This window comes from Larkinella ripae, assembly GCF_054780775.1.
The window spans coordinates 1-18,869 of record NZ_BAAGVR010000009.1 but is presented as its reverse complement, the minus strand read 5'-3'; the positions used below and the strand labels follow the sequence as shown (position 1 = coordinate 18,869).

General features: G+C 51.1%; 18 protein-coding genes. 9 read left to right on the top strand and 9 right to left on the bottom strand.

The genetic code is table 11. From position 1 onward, the window contains the following. Positions 1-15: 15 nt before the first annotated feature. On the bottom strand, positions 16-174 hold the full coding sequence (locus ACYVHX_RS06605; RefSeq protein ID WP_460670843.1) for a hypothetical protein: 159 nt from the start codon (positions 172-174) through the stop codon (positions 16-18). Between the two features lie 527 nt (positions 175-701). Here ACYVHX_RS06605 and ACYVHX_RS06600 point away from each other — a divergent pair. Further along, entirely contained in the window at positions 702-1,250 is a 549-nt protein-coding gene (locus ACYVHX_RS06600; protein ID WP_460670842.1) for a hypothetical protein, read from the top strand. A gap of 114 nt (positions 1,251-1,364) precedes the next feature. On the opposite strand, the gene ACYVHX_RS06595 is transcribed toward ACYVHX_RS06600, so the two are convergent. Beyond that, a complete protein-coding gene (locus ACYVHX_RS06595) occupies positions 1,365-1,616 on the bottom strand; it encodes a hypothetical protein (protein ID WP_460670841.1) in 252 nt (83 codons plus the stop codon). A 561-nt stretch (positions 1,617-2,177) separates the two neighbouring features. Here ACYVHX_RS06595 and ACYVHX_RS06590 point away from each other — a divergent pair. Further along, the gene (locus ACYVHX_RS06590) at positions 2,178-2,555 is read left to right on the top strand and encodes a response regulator transcription factor (protein ID WP_460670840.1); all 378 of its coding nucleotides are present in this window, start codon (positions 2,178-2,180) and stop codon (positions 2,553-2,555) included. Between the two features lie 95 nt (positions 2,556-2,650). Here ACYVHX_RS06590 and ACYVHX_RS06585 read toward each other — a convergent pair whose 3' ends face one another. After that, positions 2,651-2,785, bottom strand: a complete 135-nt coding sequence (locus tag ACYVHX_RS06585; RefSeq protein ID WP_460670839.1) for a hypothetical protein — start codon at positions 2,783-2,785, stop codon at positions 2,651-2,653. A 338-nt stretch (positions 2,786-3,123) separates the two neighbouring features. On the opposite strand from ACYVHX_RS06585, the gene tam reads away from it, so the two are divergent. Next, the gene (gene tam / locus ACYVHX_RS06580; protein WP_460670838.1) at positions 3,124-3,894 is read left to right on the top strand and encodes a trans-aconitate 2-methyltransferase; all 771 of its coding nucleotides are present in this window, start codon (positions 3,124-3,126) and stop codon (positions 3,892-3,894) included. Between the two features lie 100 nt (positions 3,895-3,994). Here tam and ACYVHX_RS06575 read toward each other — a convergent pair whose 3' ends face one another. Beyond that, positions 3,995-4,375 carry a DUF805 domain-containing protein gene (locus ACYVHX_RS06575; RefSeq protein ID WP_460670837.1) on the bottom strand — a complete coding sequence of 127 codons (381 nt, stop codon included), beginning with the start codon at positions 4,373-4,375 and terminating at the stop codon, positions 3,995-3,997. A gap of 311 nt (positions 4,376-4,686) precedes the next feature. Here ACYVHX_RS06575 and ACYVHX_RS06570 point away from each other — a divergent pair, with 311 nt between their 5' ends. After that, positions 4,687-4,932 (top strand): hypothetical protein, encoded by a 246-nt coding sequence (locus ACYVHX_RS06570; RefSeq protein WP_460670836.1) that lies wholly within the window; start codon positions 4,687-4,689, stop codon positions 4,930-4,932. Between the two features lie 5 nt (positions 4,933-4,937). Here the strand turns inward: ACYVHX_RS06570 and ACYVHX_RS06565 are convergent, their stop codons facing one another. Together ACYVHX_RS06565 and ACYVHX_RS06560 are read right to left on the bottom strand one after the other, a co-directional pair. Further along, positions 4,938-5,702: a carboxypeptidase-like regulatory domain-containing protein gene (locus tag ACYVHX_RS06565; RefSeq protein WP_460670835.1), complete on the bottom strand. Its 765-nt coding sequence runs from the start codon at positions 5,700-5,702 to the stop codon at positions 4,938-4,940. A 210-nt stretch (positions 5,703-5,912) separates the two neighbouring features. Next, the gene (locus ACYVHX_RS06560; protein ID WP_460670834.1) at positions 5,913-7,655 is read right to left on the bottom strand and encodes an arylsulfatase; all 1,743 of its coding nucleotides are present in this window, start codon (positions 7,653-7,655) and stop codon (positions 5,913-5,915) included. Between the two features lie 332 nt (positions 7,656-7,987). On the opposite strand from ACYVHX_RS06560, the gene ACYVHX_RS06555 reads away from it, so the two are divergent. Next, the gene (locus ACYVHX_RS06555) at positions 7,988-8,257 is read left to right on the top strand and encodes a hypothetical protein (RefSeq protein WP_460670833.1); all 270 of its coding nucleotides are present in this window, start codon (positions 7,988-7,990) and stop codon (positions 8,255-8,257) included. 420 nt (positions 8,258-8,677) lie between these two features. Continuing rightward, positions 8,678-9,073 carry a VanZ family protein gene (locus ACYVHX_RS06550; protein ID WP_460670832.1) on the top strand — a complete coding sequence of 132 codons (396 nt, stop codon included), beginning with the start codon at positions 8,678-8,680 and terminating at the stop codon, positions 9,071-9,073. 41 nt (positions 9,074-9,114) lie between these two features. Here the strand turns inward: ACYVHX_RS06550 and ACYVHX_RS06545 are convergent, their stop codons facing one another. The 3 genes from ACYVHX_RS06545 to ACYVHX_RS06535 form a co-directional block, all read right to left on the bottom strand. Further along, positions 9,115-9,789, bottom strand: coding sequence for a hypothetical protein (locus ACYVHX_RS06545; protein ID WP_460670831.1), 675 nt, complete (start codon positions 9,787-9,789; stop codon positions 9,115-9,117). An 832-nt stretch (positions 9,790-10,621) separates the two neighbouring features. Continuing rightward, positions 10,622-13,042, bottom strand: coding sequence for an ABC transporter permease (locus tag ACYVHX_RS06540; protein ID WP_460670830.1), 2,421 nt, complete (start codon positions 13,040-13,042; stop codon positions 10,622-10,624). Positions 13,043-13,256: 214 nt separating this feature from the next. After that, positions 13,257-14,864, bottom strand: coding sequence for a DUF1593 domain-containing protein (locus tag ACYVHX_RS06535; RefSeq protein ID WP_460670829.1), 1,608 nt, complete (start codon positions 14,862-14,864; stop codon positions 13,257-13,259). Between the two features lie 600 nt (positions 14,865-15,464). Between ACYVHX_RS06535 and ACYVHX_RS06530 the strand changes: the two genes are divergently transcribed. The 3 genes from ACYVHX_RS06530 to ACYVHX_RS06520 all read left to right on the top strand — a co-directional run bounded on the left by ACYVHX_RS06530 (position 15,465) and on the right by ACYVHX_RS06520 (position 18,847). After that, positions 15,465-17,246 carry an arylsulfatase gene (locus tag ACYVHX_RS06530; RefSeq protein ID WP_460670828.1) on the top strand — a complete coding sequence of 594 codons (1,782 nt, stop codon included), beginning with the start codon at positions 15,465-15,467 and terminating at the stop codon, positions 17,244-17,246. A gap of 378 nt (positions 17,247-17,624) precedes the next feature. Further along, on the top strand, positions 17,625-18,209 hold the full coding sequence (locus ACYVHX_RS06525; protein ID WP_460670827.1) for a recombinase family protein: 585 nt from the start codon (positions 17,625-17,627) through the stop codon (positions 18,207-18,209). 17 nt (positions 18,210-18,226) lie between these two features. After that, complete coding sequence (locus tag ACYVHX_RS06520) at positions 18,227-18,847, top strand: hypothetical protein (protein ID WP_460670826.1); 621 nt, start codon at positions 18,227-18,229, stop codon at positions 18,845-18,847. The last annotated feature ends 22 nt before the right edge of the window (positions 18,848-18,869 follow it).

Sequence of the window (18,869 nt, the reverse complement as noted above, 5' to 3'; positions counted from 1 at the left end):
TCATAGGGTTACCATTCAACAATCAGGTTCCGGCTTCACCAGCGTATAAACTTTTCCGGCCTGCGTCGGCACATCGTAAAGCCGGGTTTCTTTCAGCGTCGGCGTCGTTGGGGTAGCCGCCGAAGCAATCACCGGTGTTACGCCAATGGCCTGTACTGTGCCAGGGAATGACATTGCATTAAGCCTATACTTCCTGAGTAAGAAAGGCAGCTTTTTATAATTGTAAAGTTTACATTTATTTTTTAATTGTCAAGAAGACAACTAAAAAATCTTTCCTAAAATTTTCTTATCTGTATGAACAATTGGATTATGACGGGAGAAGCTTCCCAAAAACCTACAATTAGTTAGGTATAAAATTCAATAGAGTTGAAGAATAAAAGGCTCTGAAGCAATCGTTTGCGCTAATGGTTTGCCAAGCCTATACCGAATGTTTGCGGCAATTGATCAGCCCGGCGTCAAAAGAGTATTACAACCAATTTTATAACTTATCCACGATAACGTATATACCTAATGGGTAGGAAAAGTTCGTGCATTACCGCCGGGGTTTCTCCAGAATTCCGAACACCGCTCTGATCATTTACTACCAAATAGTAAGAATGATGACTCTGCCCGCTCATTTCTGGTTTGTTCTCTTATCTTTATACTTCCGGTTTGCCTGAACTCGTAAAACGTGATCTTAATCTCATTAACACCTACAATCAATGGATAAAGATCGAATTTTGCTTCTGGTCAATATGGTGGATGGTGAGAAGCAACCGCAGGAAATTACCTGTGCCCTTCCCAATGAGGAAGATGCTTTTGATGTGATCAGTTTCCTGGCTATGGATAATAATCAGCTGCAGGTCGCCTATCTGATGGACCGGGAAAATAGTAACCACGTAATCAGTCTTCCCGTTGAAGCCTTTAACGGCGAGTGCTTCTCAAAACCCATTAAACGCTTACAGAAAGAATGGCAGCGGCTTTTAGGATTGCCCGCTCACCCAGCCTCTGTCAGCATTCCCTGGCTTATTTCATTGACCCAAAGGCGACTCCGGTTTTATGAGCGACGGATCGCGCTGCTTGGCAAAATGATCGAACGGATCGAGGTGATGCGGATTCGGAGTGAAAAAATTGCCGATACCTTTCGACGAAATGTGCTCATTAACCAGAATCAGTCGATGCTTACTTTATACCAGCAACAATTAGTACGGGCAAAAACCGCTCTGGAATCCGTAAAAAACCGGCTGGCTTTCCTCAAGGCGGAGAGGTAAATCCCCCGGATTCGGTCCGTTGCCTGCCCGAGCAGTTGGAATAAAACCGGTCGATCCGGCGACCCGGACGCTCCTCATCCCAGCCGTCTGAAGCAATCTTTTACAGCGTTAGTGTTATGAGTCTAACACGAAGCAGTATTCCTGTTGCAATTCCCGCATGTGCGGACCAATGGGGTCGCCATTGAAAACCTCAACCGGCAGATCCGTGCGATGCCCGACCTCATCGATCAGAAAGGCGGAAAGCAGCACATAACCATAGTTGGCATAGCTGGTCAGTAATTCCATATGAATTTCAATCTCTGCATCGCCCAGGCAATGAGAGTGCACCGAACCATCCAGAGCGACGTGGGAGAAAAAAAGAAACATGGCGCTGCTCGTTTCACTAGACAACTCTCAATTGCACCGGCGGTTTTTCAGGAAGGCAGTTAAAATGATGCAATGGCTCCAAAACGTTTTTTGGTAAGAGCCGGTTTAAAAAACGCTTTGCGACTTAAGCATCTCCAGGAACGCGGCATTTTGAGCGCCCTTACACCAATCAGATCTTCACTCCGGTAGTTCGTTTCTGCGTCAGGATGACAATTTCAGGATCTTCTCTACCGGTTTTACGTAAGCACAATTGATCATCGGCGTAACCAGTTACCAAAAAGTAAAAATTGACATTTTGTGTAATCCTGGCCTAATTCTTGGTTAAGGGATGCTTTTATTAAAACCCGGTTAACTTTAGAGCTCTTCCCCGCGAATCAATTAAAATCCGCTTAAATCGAATCGGCTAAAAGTCGCAATCCAGCAAAATGGTCTTTATTTTGTCACTACCTAGTGACCATCTGGTATCCATTTTTTTAATCCAGACTGGCCCATTTCAATACCCGAGTTTTTTTTGCAGTATCAATTTGTAACCAGAACTCTTCTTTTTAACAACCAACGTAAATGAATAGAAAGCGCCGAATTCTCGTTGTTGATGATGACCCCTATATTCGTAAATTACTGATGTTTCAGTTAACTCATGCCGGATACCTGGTGTCACTCGCGACAAATGGGCGGGATGCCATTAATTTGATTCGATCCGAATCACCGGATCTGCTGCTGCTGGATTTACTGATGCCGTATTTTAGCGGCCTGGAAGTTCTTGAGAAATTGAAAGAAAGCAGCCGTTATTTTCCCACCATTCTGATGTCTTCCGCCGACCTGCCCATCGCCCATCAGGTTATTCTGGAGGCTTCTCCCACTAACTATCTGGTCAAGCCCTTCGTATTGAAGGACTTACTAGCCAAGATCGAAAAACTGTTCAGTATGGCCGAAGTTTGACTGAATCCGGCATAAGGTTTCCAGCTTCTTTCAACGGCTCCCCTAAAACCGGCCGTTTATCCAGCATTGCAAACAAGGAACGGGCAACTCACCGCTCAGGCACTGCCGCTTCGCAATTCCCACTCATCGGGATAGCGCATTAATTTCAACCAAAAAGTGGCTGAGCGGCCACTTTTTTTCTTTGCAACCTTCAAACGAGCTTTTGCGACAAAAAGACTTTCTTTTTTCATGGCGCCGTGATAGTTGAATGCGGAAAGGACGATACGTTATCCGTTATTAGGCAAAAAAAGATCCTGCTTTTTGCCCGCTGCCAGATCCGCTTGCCGGAACTGCGGCCCGGACAGTCGGTCGAATCGGTGCCTGCCGTCAAAATTAATTCCAGGCCGGAAATTCACTACCGGCAGTGGCCCAGGTTCAAAAGCCCGTGGATCAACTTGGCCGGTAGCCCCGCTCCGATTGATCAAATCGACTGGACGAAACCGGGTTCATTGCTGAACCATCGTCAGCGTTTATTTAAACGGATCCGCCCTATCTTCGCAAACCCGTTGAACCGAAAACCGCCTTTCCGATGAGCTGGTCAGCTAAACAATATTCCGTATTCGAAACCGAGCGAAACCGCCCGATTCAGGATCTGCTCGCCCGCATTCCGACGATGAATGTAATAACCGCAGCCGACATTGGGTGCGGTCCGGGCAACTCCACCGAACTGCTTCGCCAACACTTTCCGGAGGCCACGATTACCGGAATGGACAGCTCCCCGGACATGATTGAAGCGGCCCGTCGGCGGCTGCCCGATCTGGCGTTTGAAATCGCCGATATTGCCACCTGGGCCAATAAAGGACCTTTTGATGTTATTCTGGCCAATGCCGCTTTGCAGTGGGTTCCCGATCATGCGTCGCTGCTCCCGGCGTTGCTGAACAAACTGACGCCCGGTGGCAGCCTGGTAATCCAGATGCCGGACAATTTCGAAGAACCGGCCCACCAGTTGATGCGCAAAGTGGCCAGCAACGGCCCCTGGGCCGAAAAACTGGCGCAGGCGCAAAACCGGCAGGAGCGCAAAGGTGCCCACTGGTATTACGGGTTGTTACAGCCAAAAGTCCGCGCGCTGGATCTCTGGCGCACCACCTATTTCCACCCGCTCGCGGGCGGGGCCGCAGCCATCGTCGAATGGTTCAAGGGAACCGGGCTCCGGCCGTTTCTGGAACCGCTCGATGCCAGCGAACAATCGGCGTATTTGGCGCAGTATCAGCAGGAAATCGCGCGGGCTTACCCGGTTTTTCCGGACGGTACGGTTTTGCTGCCGTTTCCCCGGTTGTTTCTGGTAGCGGTCCGGAAATAGCAGAAAACCGGTTTTTGAAAACCGCTGCCCTGAAGCCCGAAAATGGCAAAGGCCAGCCTGATGAATCAGGCTGGCCTTCGTGCGATGCGTCGATTCGAAATCAGGCGACCTGAGCCGCTTTGGCTTTCGGGTCGTTTCCGAATTCGTTGGCTCCTTTCACGCCTTCCGTACAGGCCAGAATCAGGTTGTAAATCGGAACCAGCACAAACCAGCCGCTTTTACCGACATCGTGCATCCGCCGGATGGCCACCGCGATCGACGGCACCAGAATGGCCAGGTTAAACAGCATGTTCAGCCAGCCGATCACCGCCAGCCCATCGAAGAGCAGAATGTTGACAAAATTCAAACTTTGGGTGATGATGATATTGGTCAGAAAGAAATACCAGTACTCGCTACGGCGGGCACGACCCTCAAAATCATTGTACTTTTTCAGGACAGAAACGTAATTGTCCAGCAGAGAAGCGCCGGTGACAGGAGGCATTGATGTGTTCATTGTTGTGTGTAGTAAGAGTTGTTTAAAATTCGGTTTGGCTAGCACCGTAGTTTTGCCGGTAATGAATAAGAATAAAAATGGCTGAAATTGAGCTGCGAATGGCCATTTGATGAAACAAAAATACCGGGCGGCCCCAAAGCCCACAACGACAGACTGGTAACTGGTAGCGAAAAGCTGGTAACTGGTGGCGCTGCGGGTTTAATTAGCCCGCAACTGCCGGAATACATCCCCCTTCCCCTCATCGGGCAAAACCTTCCGGCGGTTTGCGGGTTTGTATTTCAGAACTAACTCCTGTTTCCATGAAATCATTAAATGAGCTTTCTTTCGATGAAATCCGTCATATGTATTCCTACGCCCTGGATCTGGCCGCGACCTACCACAAGGATGCCGACGAAAAACTCGACCAGAAAGACCTGGAAAAAAGCGACAAATTTAAAAGTCTGGAAAAAGAATGGACCGAATACGCCCGGCTGCTGGATCTGGAGCTTCAGAACCGCGTTAGAGTCGCCCTCGGAAATGGCCCCAACGCCGAATCGTTTATTTAAATTGTTTACAGAACGCCCACCAGCAGGCCCAGCCGGAAGTGTTCCGATCCAATGAAGTCATCATCTTCGAACAAACCCGTTACCGACGGCGCGTAGTCTTTGAACGAATCCATGATGGTTACGCCCAGCCGTTGCCCGCTGGCTTTGTCGCGCGCCGAAATCTTGTATTTCCCCAGCGGAATGTCTTTGATGTTATACCCGGCGGTTGGCATCATGGTGACAATTTTCCGGCCGGTGCTGCCGTCCACCAGCGGGCCGTCGGGTTCGAGCGTCAGTTCAATGTTCTCCGATTCGAGGTGGTTGACATCGTGATGCACTTCCAGCGTGGCTCCCAGCGGGCTGGCGGTTTCGTCGTCATCGGCGGTGCGTTTGCCCGTCAACCGAAACACAAAATTGCGAACCGCGCCCTCGTAGGCCGAAAACACCCGCGAATTTTCCTCATAAAGCGCCATTTTAAAATTCTTGCTGTGGTACTTGATCGTTACCGAACCGCTGACCGTGTAGGAGCCTTCGGCAACGCCGGTGGGTAGTTTGAAGCGGTAATTTCCCTTTGCATCGGTGTACCCGGTGGTGGTTTTGTTGTGCCAATCGGTGCTGTTGGCGATGATCTCGGCATTGGCCACGCCCTGGCCCTGGCCGTCGACCACCCGCCCCTGGACGATGCCCTGTTCGGTTTTTCCGGAGTCGGCCGGCCCGTCGATTTCGGGTTTGCTACAGGCCGTTGCGCTTAGCAGCACGGCCATCCACAGAATGTGTTTCATTGCGTTCATGAGGTAGTGTTGTTGGAGAGTTACTGTTTGTTCATCCAAAAGTAACCGGCCAGACCACCGCCTTGAAAACGATTCGTGGGCGAACTGCGGGAAGTATTTACTGAATTGCAGCAGGACCGGGATCAATTGCGTCCCCGAAATGCCTTCAAAACCAGGCGACTGGAAGGCGATAGAACCGGATTGCTGAAAACCGCCCGACCCCAAAACCGCCTATTTTTTGCCGGGTTTGGGAAAGACCTGATGCGTAGTAGCCCACCGACGCCAGCGGCTTTCCAGCTCACGCACTTTTTCGGGATACCGGGCGGCCACATCCTGGGTTTCGGTCTGGTCGGTGGCCAGATTGAACAGCTGCCAGGTGGTGTCGCGGCTGGCCGACACCAGTTTCCAGTTGCCGGACCGGGCGTATCGCGCCCCAAAATGCTCGTTGAACAGGTTCGGGTGTCCCCCGGTTTTCTTTCCCTGAAAAGAAGGAACCAGACTCAGGCCGGTGGTTGGTGTGATGGCGTGGCCCCGGAATGTGGAGGGATATTGGGCGCCCGTCAGTTCGACAAACGTGCTCATAAAATCCATAACGTGGCCAACCTGATCGCTAAAACCGCCTTTTTTCGCTTTGATGCCTTTTGGCCAGAAGGCAATCAGGGGCGTGCGCACCCCGCCTTCGTACGATTCGGCTTTCCACAAGGCGAAGGGCGTGTTGGCCACATTCGCCCAGCGCTGACCAATGGACGCATAGGAAGTTTGCGCGCCCGGCATCACCTGCTTTTTCAGGTCATAAACAATTTCCTGCCCGGTCCGGGTTTGGTTCGGCCGGTCAAAACCGGGGCCGTAGGCGGCACAGTTTTCCGGGCTGGCTCCGTTGTCCGACAAAAACAAGATCAGCGTGTTTTCCAACTGGCCGGTTTCGCGCAGGGTTTGGATGATGCGACCGATTCCCTGATCCATCCGGTTGATCATTGCCGCATGTACCGCCATCGCCCGGGCGTCCCATTCTTTATCAGGATTGGCTTCCCAGCTTGCTTCGTCCTGCCAGCGTTTTGAAAGCGGAGTCCGGGCCGGATCGATCAAACCCATCTTAACCATTTTCTGATACCGGTTTTTCCGAATGGTTTCCCAGCCGGTTTTATACGTATCCCGGTATTTGGCAATATCCGCGGGCGGTGCCATCAAAGGCCAGTGGGGTGCCGTATGGGCCACATACAGGAAAAACGGTGCCGCCGTTTTTTGAAACGACCGGATGTAAGCCACGGCAGTGTCGTTGATGGCGTCGGTATGGTAATAGGTTTTCGGCACGGTTTTGACGGGTTCGGTGCCGTTCACCAGACTGAACGGATCGAAGAAATCGACCACGCCCCAGATGTTGCCAAAATACCGGTCGAAACCACGACTGGTCGGATATTGACTCAGGGGCGCAAAATCGCCGAAATCCTTCTGGTGATTCAGCCAGGCCATCTGATCCTGCGGGTTTTTCTGGACGTTGGTATTGGAAACGTGCCACTTGCCCGTCATCGCCGTCTGATAACCCGCCGATTTCAGGACTTCGGCCAGGGTTACGGTATTGTCCGTCAGGTGTCCCCGGTAGCCCGCTTCGTTTTCTGCTTCAGTCATTTTGCCAATGCCGGCCTGCTGGTTGTATAAGCCGGTCAGCAGGGCCGCCCGGGTTGGGCAGCAGCGCGAGGTATTGTAAAACTGCCGGTACCGGATGCCGTTGCTGGCCAGGTAGTCCAGCGTCGGGGTGTGCACTTCGCCCCCGTAACAACCCATGTCCGAAAACCCCAAATCGTCGGCCATAATGACGATGATGTTGGGCCGCGGATTCGCGCCGGAAATTGCGGCACCCGGTTTTTTCCGGTCGAAGCCGCCCAGCAGCATGGATACCAGCATCAACAGAGGGAGTGCAATCAGTAGATAAGCCTTTTTCGCCGAAAGGCGGGCAGGCGTAGGTTTATGTTTCATCATTTGTTTTTGACCACGAACGAATCGGCTCCACGCCCCTCCTGCTGGTCATTGTTCGATACGGAAGCCTGCACGACACGATCCCCACGGGCGACAAGTTACGGCATGTGGTAATCTTATTCAAGTGCCCGTAGGGCAGGCGCTCCCGCCTTCTCAGGATTCTCCCGGTTGGCGACGGCGGTTTTGTTGGTCTTAAAAACCGTTTGATGATTGCATTATTTTGTCATCTCGCTGCAAGATTTTATCTTTTTTATCAAAAAGTATATCAGACATTTTTTGTTTGTCTGATAATTACAGATAATTGAGTAAAAATACCTCAACGTGTATAAAATATGATTACATCTATTCGCTCTTATTTCCGGTTGAGCCGGCTTGCCAAAGCATTATCCCAGGCTCAGAACCATCAATACGCCAATCAAGCGGAAGCGATGCGTGTGTGCAACCGGCTATTCAGCACCGGTAAAGACTATTCAGTGGTAAGACATCAGAGTGAGCCGCTTTTCTGGGTCGTGCAAACGAAATTTGTAAAACCTTTACTTGATGAGGGTCACGTTGCGCTAAAACCCTACAAAAACAAAGGCTTCTTAAAAGTATTAAAGTGATCCCGGGAACGGTCAGCATTTCTGATCTGAAATCCTGTTCCGCTACCGCTTCTGTTTTACTCACCGTTATTACCGTCCAAGGCATTGACAAAACCGGAGAAGACTCCGGTTTTTCTTTTTGGGGTGATTAATAGACCCAATGTACTTCCTCACTAAATAAATCATGGGTGACTATTGGCGGTACGGAGAACTAACTAATACGAACCGGGCCAAAGAAGTGAAAATTTTTGAATCGGTTGGCCCATGTCGGTACGGGGTAACCAGCACAGCCGTCTTTTTATATTAATCAGAACTAATTTCCGCTTCACCTTTACTTAGAAAAGTCCAGGGCGATAATCTGTGTTTTAACTAGCTAGAAAAGCAGTCCCCGATTGCACCAACTGAGGATACGCGCTACCTTCGTGAAAAGTATAAAAACGGATGCGTATTGTTTATTTGCTGGTAGCGCTGGGGGTTGCCCTTGTTTTTTATTTAAGCTGGATACCCGATCCTAGAATGGATAAGGTGTGGTTCGTTCCGCACTGGCTGGCCCGTTGGACCGACAGACGCGCCAACGGCGATTTGAGAACGGCTATTCCATTTCTCTTTTTAGGCGGAACTACCGGCCTATGGCTCTCCTCCACCAACGCCCGACCCGGTAGGTGGCTGCTCGCATTTATAGGTCTAACCGCCATTGCAATCCTGGCCGAAGCAGGTCAGTTGCTGTTACCCCGACGGTATTTTAACTGGCGGGACATCCTCTGGGGTGGCGCTGGTGCGTTCGCCGGTCTGACCTTCGCTTACCTGATCCGGTTGCTCGTTAGACAGCTTAAATAATTCACCAGTTAGGGTATATTTTGTCAGTTCCAGCCCGTGAATCATAAGGGCTTGAAGGACCAGTTGTAAACGGTGATATCTCCCTGATTGAAATTTCCGAAAAATAATAAACTAACCCGGCGCTTTGCCAGCGGCCCGGACGTAAATAACTCATCTCGATCAAACGCCAGGGTGTCTTCTCCAATAAAAGCCGCCTGGTTCATGTTATCAACAAATATTTTTGTTACCAGACCTACCTCATTCTGATTCTGAATTTGAATCTTCACGGTATGCTTTTGTCCATCAAAAAGAGATGGTAATGAACTTTCCTGTACAAGTTTGGTGATGGAATGGCCGATGTTAAAACTGTTTTGAGTGAGGAAATTACTGATTCCATAAGGATTGTAAAAACCATCCTCCGTTAAAAGCCTGATTTGTAAAAAGTGCCCGGCCTGTCCCGAAAAAGAAAATTCACTTTCAAATCCTTTCGCAACTGCGAAGTATTGATTGATGCCAACCTCCGCTTCCGGTTCTTCCAGCGTATACGTCATCTTTAAGGTCGGACCATTAACCGTACAATTTTTGGAAATGCTGAGCTGTGGAGATTTAGAAAAATCAGTAATTGAGAACCCGTTCTGATCAATCTGAGCTTGCGGAAGATCCTGGTTCTGCTTACACTGCGTCAACAGAAAAACGAAACAAACGAAACTACATACCGTATAACGATCAGCTTTCATATGATTGGCGCGATTTAACCTGGAATATCTTGTTTATAGTTATTCAATCTTCTCCTAAGAACCAAACAAAATACAGTATAAATACTATAAATAAAGATGGATAAGTTTACTCAATGATGTTAAATTATAAAACGAAGAGGCTGATTTTATCAGCTTGTTGCCAGACATTTCTATTTGAAAGCCATGCCGGAGATGTACCATGCCGATTTTATCCGAATAGGCTTCAAGAAATCCACTGAAGAACCAGATGCCGCATGTAAAACAATCAATTTCCTTGCTCATTACCAACTTGGCAGTCTTTTCCGACCATTGGTCGCTCAGCAGTTTCCCAGCCTATTTCTTCCTCAAAGTTTATTCTGGTCAGAAAAAGCGACCGAATAATAAATTAAGTCTTTTTACTTAGTTACTGCATTAAAGTTTGTATTAATTTAGAAACAAAAAAGAAACTTGTCTGATAATTCGATTCCTTAAAAAAACGATTTTATGGGATAAGATGTACGTATGATTGGGCCTGATTTGAGGAGGTATTTGTGTATTATCTCTCCAAATCAGGCTTTTTTATGGCCGACCTACGCTTTATGCAATAAGGGAAAATGGGGCGGTTTATGGATTTTTAGCCAAACCCGACCAATTATTTTTCCTAATTAGGTAGTAAGTACTATTTCAACTTTTTTAAATACCTTTTATTTCGGGTTCGTCAGCGAAGCATTGCCTGCGAACGACTAGTCAATCAAGCAGCTGAAATAAAAAAACCGGCTATGCCGGTTTTCCTACCCGATTGCGAAACGATTGCGGTTTTTGCTCCAGGATTATCGGCAGCAGGCCGTACGCTTTATTCACTTTTGAGAACCTCGGCCGGATTGCTCTTTGCCGCCTTCATGGTCTGCGATCCAATCAGCAGAAATGCAATCAGCAGAACCGCCAGAAAACCGGCGAACAATTCGGCAACCCGCACGGGAGTATGATACGGGAATTGGGTCAGCACAAATTTTTCGAAGAACAGGTAGGTTACGGGTAGCGCAATCAGGGCCGATACCGACAGCAGGACCAGAAAACCGCGACTTAGCAGATAGATCAGACTACCCGAACTGGCGCCCAGCACCTTACGGATGCTGATCTCCTTCAATCTGGTTTCGGTCGTGTACGCTACCATGCCGAACAGGCCCATCGATGCAATCGAAATGGCCAGGAAGGAAAGAAAGCCAATGATTTTGATCAGGACGGAAAATTCGCGGTACGCTTCTTCGATGGATTCGTCGTAAAATTCGGCCTGAATGGGATGCACCCGATCAAACTTCTTCCAGGCGGATTCAATTTTGGCTCTCGTTGCCAGCAGATCTCTGCTTTGTATTTTGGCGTTGATAACGGTCCGGTCTTCGGCCGTCCAGGGCATGAAAGCGACCGGCCCAACGAGGTTGTCGACCTTGCCGTAGTGAAAATCTTTCATGACGCCGATGATGGTCATTTTGCGGGTTCCATGAAAATTGCTGAACGTAATCTCTTTGCCAATGGCGGTTTCGGGGTCGTTGCTCCCAATGTTAAATCGTTTTAAGACTTGCTGGTTGACGATCACTTCGGTGGCGGCCGCGGCTGTGGTGGGTCGTGCCCTGAAATTGCCCCCGGCCAGGAGCTTGTACTCATGCAGCGCCAGGTAGTTTTCGTCGACGTGGTTCGTCAGGACCAGCGCCGAGTCGCGCGAATTGTCGTATTTTACAAACCCGCCCCAGGCGTTTCCAACGCTGGTGATGATGAGCGAGCGCGATAATGCGGTTACTTCCGGCATTTCGCTCAGGTCTTTCAGAAAGGCATCAGCCTTGCCCTGCACGGTTATGTTCAGAATGTTTTCGGTGTTGAAGCCCAGATCGAAGGCCAGGATGTTTTTGTACTGCACGTAGCCAATGGCGGTTGTGGTGATAAAAATCAGGGTGAGCGTGTACTGAATCACCACCAGCGCGCGTCGGAGTGTGACGTATTTGAATCCTTTCACCGACACCCCATTCCGGAGCGCGTGGATCGCGCTGACTTTGGAAAAGAACAGAGCTGGCAGAAAACCGGCAATCATCCCGACAGTGACCGCAAAAACGAGGAAGGCGATGACCATTGCCGGAGTCAGCGCGAGCTTCACCGTGCGCTGCATTTCCGGAGCCAGGCTGATGAGTTGTGGCCGCAGGACGAGAAACAGGACGAAGGAAAGCAACAGGGCCGCCACGGCGATCATGACCGCTTCGACCAGGAATTGCTGCCATACCTGACTCTTTCCGGCGCCAATCGCTTTGCGCAGCCCTACTTCCTTGAAACGGCGCATGGCCCGGGCCATGGACAGGTTGGTGTAGTTGAAACAGGCCGACAAGATCACCACGAAGGCCAGCCCGCCGAGTATCCAAAGCACAAGCGGAGGCATGTGGGGTCCCACGGCGCCCGGCCCGCCCTCGGAGGATCGGAAACTCTCCCCCACCACGATTTTGTCCAGCGGAAGAAGCTCAAGCTGGATTTTCGTGGCCTCTTCGGTGCGGTTTTCCTCCCGGGCAAGAGCGTCAAGCTGCAACTGGATGGAAGCCCTGTTGGCCGTTGGCGGCAGCAGCAGGTAGACGAAGTTCGACGACATGCTGGTCCAGTCGGAGAAATCGTGGTTGTTTTTGTTAAGCTGCTCGGCCGTCGACAATGACACCAACGCTTCAAAATGAATGTGCGAAAAGAAAGGCACGTCCTTCATAACACCGGTCACCTGGTAATCGAGGGTGTCGAATTTGATTACCCTGCCCAGCGCGTCGGCGCTGCCGAATAGCTTTTTCGCGGCCGTCTCGGTCAGAACGATCGAGTACGGATTTTTCAGTGCCGTTTCGGGATTGCCTTCCAGCATCGGAAAGGTGAAAATTCTGAAGAGTGACGGCTCCGCCCAGAAGCCCCTGACGGGTAGAATCTGGTCGCCCACCCGGGCGTCCTGCGAAAAGTCGTTGCGTAAAGTAGCTACCTCTTCAATGCCGGTCACTTTCTGCCGGATCAGCTTCCCGGTTTTTATCGACGTGGTGGCAAACTTACCGTCCTGTACACGATTTGTCGTCAGTTTGCTGGTGATGCGATAGATCCGTTCTCCCTTTTCGTGAAACTTATCGTACGAACGCAGGTCGAGCACAAACGCGATCAGCAGCAGGCCGACGGACATACTGATGGCCAGGCCAACCATGTTGATGAACGAGAACAGCTTGTTGCGCAGCAAGTTGCGTCGCGATGTTTTGAGGTAGCTTCCGATCATGATCCGGTTAATGAATAGGGTGACAACGTCTGATTTCAGATCGCATCCCTCCGAAAAACCGGACGTACCGCTCCTGGCGATCCGCTTCGGACGACGCGATCTGATGGATGCGCTTCGAAAGCGCCCGTGAACTCCGGCAAGAATACCGGGTTCCGACAAGCAGTATAAAAAAATGGGGTGAATGGAGCTAAAAATGGGATGAAAACCGGTGCCGTTACTTCGTTCGGACCGTGACCACGACACGCCGGTAGCTGGTCAGGGCTGGGGTTCCCGTATCCGAAGCTTCCAGAATGAGGTGGATTGTTTGGCCGCCGACCGCATCGGCGGGAATCAGCACTTCGGCCTGGGCTGACGCCGGATTTGAGATCGTCACCTTACCGGGATAACTCCCCACCTGAAACTGCCACCAGCTGATCGAAACCGTATGTCCATCCGGATCGGAAACGGCGCCATTCAATCGTATTTTTTCTCCCGCCGAAGCCAGTACGGTCAGAGGGCCTTCTATTCTTACCACCGGCGCATGGTTGGCGTTGGCGTACTTCGCGGTTACCGACCATTTCAAACGTGCCGCAAAATCACGCTGTGCCTGCGGAAAAAAATTGGGGTAGACCGAATCCTTCTCGCGGGCATTTAAGGTGCTCAGGGCAGTTGCCATGGCGTTGGCGCTGGTATCCTGAGAAACCGCAAAGAAAGAACTACTGCCAGCGCCCTTGCTGGCTACCTCGCGACCACCCCAGCCCCCATACGAACCAGCTTCGTAAGCCCGCAGGCCGTTACCCAGCATGTTCATAAACGTATGGTCGTCCCCTTCGCCCAGCCAGGAGCCTTTCGGTTGCACCGGCATCCACACCACGTAGCCCATTTTCTTCAACTCGTCGTCGGTGTAGCCGGTCAGTCCAAAATAATCCAGCTTATCGTCTTCGACCATTTGTTTCCCATCGCCCCAAACCCGGTATAAAGCCCCCAAGGGTCCCCGCTCCAGAACGTTTTCCTTCAGCCAGGGCGCCGTCAAATAAGGTGTATTTTCGGGTTTTGCGCCCAACTGGGCTCCGTAGGCGTAGTTGGGTCCACCTCGGAATTGCCGGTATTCCATCTCCGGCCAGTTCGGTTTGATGTAGCTGGCATACGTATCATCCTGGTCGCCGGAAGGCAGCAGCACGACTTTCCGCGAGATTTTCTTTTTAATGGCGTCCCAGTCGGCGGTATATTCGTACTGCTCCTGAATGGATTTGAGCGCCCGGGCAATCGTGCTCTGCCCTCCCCAGGCGGTGATAAAGAGCGGACCCGGTTTATCATCCAGCATCAGGGCCTTAATCAGGTCCGATCCCGGAGAGTTTTTAGAAATATCCCCGTCAAAATCAATGTTGCCATACCGGATTTTTGACAGGAGTGTCGTGGGAGCGGGATACCTGGAGTTATGCACTTTCAGATTCGGGTAGACTTTCGCATATGCTTCAACGGCGTCATGAATGAAGCGTTCGTCTTTCGCCCACCGCCACGACTCACAGGGGCACCGGTTTAACCCAAACCGGGTATACTCCCGGCCGGGCACAAACCACCTGGTTCCCTTGCCATCCCCTTTCCAGTGAAATTGACTACTGGCATAAATCAGGCCCTCCACGTCAAGATCGCTACTGTAGAGCAGAAACCGGATCAGGGAGTTATTGTCATCGAGTTCGGGGTCCGCCGTCACTACAATGCGTGGACGTGCCTGTTCCCCAGCCGGTTGTGCCTCGGCCGGACTGATCCAGAAGCTCATCGCGATGAGTCCGACGGCGCAAAGGCCAAAAAGGCCCGGTTTACGGAAGGAATAAAAACGCATAGGATTCTGGGTTTACGTACGAATTTCGGTGCGTTCAAATTGCGGATTCAGTCGGTTGGTGGCTTGGTACGATACGAGTAAGCGACAAGGTGCATAACTCTACTCACAGATCATTCTTTTCGGTCGTTGGTTCACACGCGATGCCAAAATGGCGGCTCCAAACACCTTGTGCTCGGGCCATCCAGCCTTCTCGCCCGTTCCGGACGGTCTTCCAAAAAGCTGAAGTCAGCGGATCTGTGTAATATGTATCCCTGTTCGCATCGGTTTACAGCCCTGACCTCTTTGGTTTACGCCCTGCTGATGCCGGGCACAATGGCAGCCTGTCAGAAAGAGTACCAATCAGCTTACGAGTATAAGCGTCCAGTCTGGCCCGCTGCCTTCGGCGCGTCCGCATCTACCGCCACCTCTATTTAATTTATTAGCAAACCTTCTTACTTTTAACGCCCGATGGAAGCAGCCGTATTTCAGTTAGCCAAAACCGCCTTTTTATCACCGGCCTTACGGCGTTCTTTTTGTTTCTTTCAAGCGGCTGCCCCGCGGCCGAAACCGTAGCCTTTGAAACGCCAAAACCGGCCTGAGTTGACCCCTAACCTGATAGCGATGAAAAACTTTTTTTGGATGGGTGGGCTGGTCCTGCTCATCGGCGCCGGGATCGCCCGGCGGCCCGCAACGGCTCCCTCGCCAGCCCCGGCCCGGCCTAACGTACTGTTCATCCTGACCGACGACCAGGGCTGGGGCGACCTGAGTCTACACGGAAATCGCTTCGTGGAAACGCCCAACCTCGACCGGCTGGCCCGTAGCGGAGCCCAGTTCGAGCGCTTTTTCGTTAGCCCCCTTTGTGCACCCACGCGCGCCAGTCTGCTCACGGGGCGTTACCACCTCCGCACCGGCACGGTTTCGGTGACTCAGGGCTGGGAACGCATGCGCAGTGATGAACTCACGCTGGCGGAGGTGTTCCGCCAAAACGGCTATGCGACCGGCTGTTTCGGAAAATGGCACAACGGCGAACACGCCCCCGAAGACCCCAACAGCCAGGGTTTTGACGAGTTTCTGGGCTTTTGTGCGGGTCACTGGAATAATTACTTTGACACCCACTTACAACACAACGACCGGATGGTCGCCACCAAAGGATTCATCACCGACGTCCTGACCGATGCCGCTCTGCACTTCATGGGAACCCATCAATCCCGGCCCTTCTTTTGTTACGTGCCCTACAACGCTCCCCACAGCCCCCATCAGGTCCCTGACCGGTTTTTTGATAAATACAAGGCTAAGGGACTCAGTGATGAAGAAGCCAGCATCTACGGTATGGTTGAAAACCTGGACGATAATGTGGGCCGGCTGCTGGCTAAGCTGGACCAACTGGGGTTGAGCCAAAATACCATTGTGGTATTTGCCACCGACAACGGCCCCAATGGCCACCGCTTCAATGGGGATATGAAAGGTATCAAAGGTTCGGTGGACGAAGGGGGGGTACGCGTGCCCCTGTTTGTGCGCTGGCCGGGTAAAATCCGCCCCCAAACCCGAATTCAGCCCATTGCGGCCCACATTGACTTGCTGCCGACCCTGGTTGACTTAGGCGGTCTGCGCTTTAAAGCCGTCCATCCCCTCGATGGCCGCAGCCTGGGGGGCCTGTTGACGGGCCGGACGGATACGCTGGCTGACCGCATGCTGTTCACGCACGTTGCCGGGATGAGCAGCCAGGGGCTTCCCGCCGAGCCGGGGGGTGTTCGCACGGCTCAGTACCGGCTGGTTCGGCGTAACGGGCAGACCCAGCTGTACGATATGCTCGACGACCCCGCCCAAACCAGCGATATGGCCGCCCGGCAGCCCCAGCAGGTGCAAACTCTGCAAGCGGCTTACGACCGCTGGTTTGGGGAGGTCTCCCAGGCGCTCGATTTGTCCCGACCTGCGCCGGTGGCCGCTCGTCGGGTGCTGTTGCAGGCACCGGAGGCCCGGTTTTCGGGTCAGGTGCGCTTCAAACAAGGCAACGGCTGGGCCAACGACTGGCTCATCAACTGGCAGACACCCGCCGATTCGATTTGGTGGGATGTGGTAGTCACGCGACCGGGCGGGTATCAACTGAGCCTGGCGTACACGGCGCCGGATGCGGCTCGGGGAGCGGTAGTGACGGTGACAGCGGCTAAACAGACGGTGCACCAAAGCCTGCCAGGCGGTTTCGACCCGCCCTTAAAAGCCAGCCCGGACCGAATTCCGCGCAAGGAAGTCTACGAGAAAGACTGGGCGTGGCTGTCGCTGGGGAGACTCGAGCTGCCCGTGGGCAATCAGCGGATTGTGTTACGGGCCAGCTCAGTCCCGAAGGGGCAGATCGCCGAGGTGAAAGCGCTGCGATTGACGGCGACCGGGTCTTCTGCCCGCTGAAAGTCAACGCTGTTCAGAGATGTTTAGTTATAGCCGCACTTTGTTATGGGTCTTGTCCTAGGTGGATTCGGAAGACGTGCCGAATTGAAACTAGTTTTTGAGAATGGAGAAACCGCCCAATGGCGCTGCGGGGCGTGTTTTTTAGAGGCAAAATTCAAAAAGTTCAGTTCATGGCATTGTGCAGGAAACCGCTCGATTTGCTGATTAATACTCCTTAGTAATAAACTTCTTCTAAATCATTGAAGCAACTGTTCAAAAAACCGTCCATTTATTAAAAACCTGAACATGATTTTTTGAACAGTTTTTTTGAACACATATATTTAAGAATCACGACCGGTTTGCCGCACTGGAGCAGTGTTCAGGAAACCGGTCGTTTTTTTGAACACCCGTTTTATGAAAATTGGCTACGCCCGAGTTTCCACCCTCGACCAGAACCTTTCCCTCCAACTGAACGCGCTTCAGAAAGCCGGTTGTGAGAAAATCTACCAGGAGAAAATCAGCGGTACCAAAACCCAGCGTCCCCAGCTGGACAAAATGATTGAACACGTCCGCGCCGGCGACACCATTGTCTTTTGGAAACTGGATCGGCTGGGCCGGGATGTAAAACACTTGATTGAGCTTGTTGGTGATCTGGAGAAGCGCGAGGTCGGCCTGATCAGCCTAAACGACCCAATTGATACGACCACTGCCCAGGATAGACTGGTGTTCCGGATCTTCGCCAGCCTGGCTGAATTTGAACGCGAAACTATCCGAGAACGAACCCTCGCCGGTGTTGCTGCGGCAAAAGCGAAAGGGGTTGTTCTGGGGCGTCCGGAAGGATTAACCGACGAAGCCAAACGGCAGGCCAGGGTGGTCGAATCCCTGCACCGTGACGGCGTATCCGTCTCTGAAATTGCACGCCAGCTAAAGATCAGTCGCACAACGGCTTATTCATACCTGAAATATCGAAACGTTCAGATTTAAACTCCGAATCTAAAAATATGAAAGTTGATAAAATCTCAGACGGTCTAACTAATGAGGAAATAGCAAAGAATCGAATTAAGGAAAAAAGCGCAGATAACCCAGCATATATTTTACCACCTCATTTAGCGAAGAGAGTTGCACCGCTAAAACTGTTACAGGATGACTTAAATTTTATTGTAAAATTGTCGAACTATCTCAAGAGTGGAAATGCAAAAACTGATAATGAAAATACAGATGAAAAAGAAATGCTAACTCTGCAAAGCTATTGGTATACAATTGTTGTCACTTATGGCAAGTTATTCACTAGTGCAGGCCCAGGCATTACAAGCCTTAACAAAAAAGACTGCTTTAAAGGAGAGGATGATTTACTCAATACTCATGAAAAACTTATGGATTTGAGGAATACTTACATTGCTCACAGAAGTAATATGGAAAAGCAAATTGCAATCCCATATTTCAATTTTATAGCTAACGGAGAGAATTTAGATCTGGCATTTTCAATTATGACTGGTTCATTGATAAGCGAAGGCAATGTGTCTGTAGAAGAATATCAAAAACTATTTGAATTTCTTTTGAACTACCTAAGGCAAAAAACAATAACTGTATATCGTCAACTTAAAGTGGACAGATGCGGGTGAAAAGAGAAGAGATACTTTAAGC

What these genes read in the sequence shown, in the direction of transcription:
- ACYVHX_RS06605 (WP_460670843.1), bottom strand. Translation starts at nt 174, where the DNA reads ATGTCATTCCCTGGCACAGTACAGGCCATTGGCGTAACACCGGTGATT.
- ACYVHX_RS06600 (WP_460670842.1), top strand. Translation starts at nt 702, where the DNA reads ATGGATAAAGATCGAATTTTGCTTCTGGTCAATATGGTGGATGGTGAG.
- ACYVHX_RS06595 (WP_460670841.1), bottom strand. Translation starts at nt 1,616, where the DNA reads ATGTTTCTTTTTTTCTCCCACGTCGCTCTGGATGGTTCGGTGCACTCT.
- ACYVHX_RS06590 (WP_460670840.1), top strand. Translation starts at nt 2,178, where the DNA reads ATGAATAGAAAGCGCCGAATTCTCGTTGTTGATGATGACCCCTATATT.
- ACYVHX_RS06585 (WP_460670839.1), bottom strand. Translation starts at nt 2,785, where the DNA reads ATGAAAAAAGAAAGTCTTTTTGTCGCAAAAGCTCGTTTGAAGGTTGCA.
- tam (WP_460670838.1), top strand. Translation starts at nt 3,124, where the DNA reads ATGAGCTGGTCAGCTAAACAATATTCCGTATTCGAAACCGAGCGAAAC.
- ACYVHX_RS06575 (WP_460670837.1), bottom strand. Translation starts at nt 4,375, where the DNA reads ATGCCTCCTGTCACCGGCGCTTCTCTGCTGGACAATTACGTTTCTGTC.
- ACYVHX_RS06570 (WP_460670836.1), top strand. Translation starts at nt 4,687, where the DNA reads ATGAAATCATTAAATGAGCTTTCTTTCGATGAAATCCGTCATATGTAT.
- ACYVHX_RS06565 (WP_460670835.1), bottom strand. Translation starts at nt 5,702, where the DNA reads ATGAACGCAATGAAACACATTCTGTGGATGGCCGTGCTGCTAAGCGCA.
- ACYVHX_RS06560 (WP_460670834.1), bottom strand. Translation starts at nt 7,655, where the DNA reads ATGAAACATAAACCTACGCCTGCCCGCCTTTCGGCGAAAAAGGCTTAT.
- ACYVHX_RS06555 (WP_460670833.1), top strand. Translation starts at nt 7,988, where the DNA reads ATGATTACATCTATTCGCTCTTATTTCCGGTTGAGCCGGCTTGCCAAA.
- ACYVHX_RS06550 (WP_460670832.1), top strand. Translation starts at nt 8,678, where the DNA reads ATGCGTATTGTTTATTTGCTGGTAGCGCTGGGGGTTGCCCTTGTTTTT.
- ACYVHX_RS06545 (WP_460670831.1), bottom strand. Translation starts at nt 9,789, where the DNA reads ATGAAAGCTGATCGTTATACGGTATGTAGTTTCGTTTGTTTCGTTTTT.
- ACYVHX_RS06540 (WP_460670830.1), bottom strand. Translation starts at nt 13,042, where the DNA reads ATGATCGGAAGCTACCTCAAAACATCGCGACGCAACTTGCTGCGCAAC.
- ACYVHX_RS06535 (WP_460670829.1), bottom strand. Translation starts at nt 14,864, where the DNA reads ATGCGTTTTTATTCCTTCCGTAAACCGGGCCTTTTTGGCCTTTGCGCC.
- ACYVHX_RS06530 (WP_460670828.1), top strand. Translation starts at nt 15,465, where the DNA reads ATGAAAAACTTTTTTTGGATGGGTGGGCTGGTCCTGCTCATCGGCGCC.
- ACYVHX_RS06520 (WP_460670826.1), top strand. Translation starts at nt 18,227, where the DNA reads ATGAAAGTTGATAAAATCTCAGACGGTCTAACTAATGAGGAAATAGCA.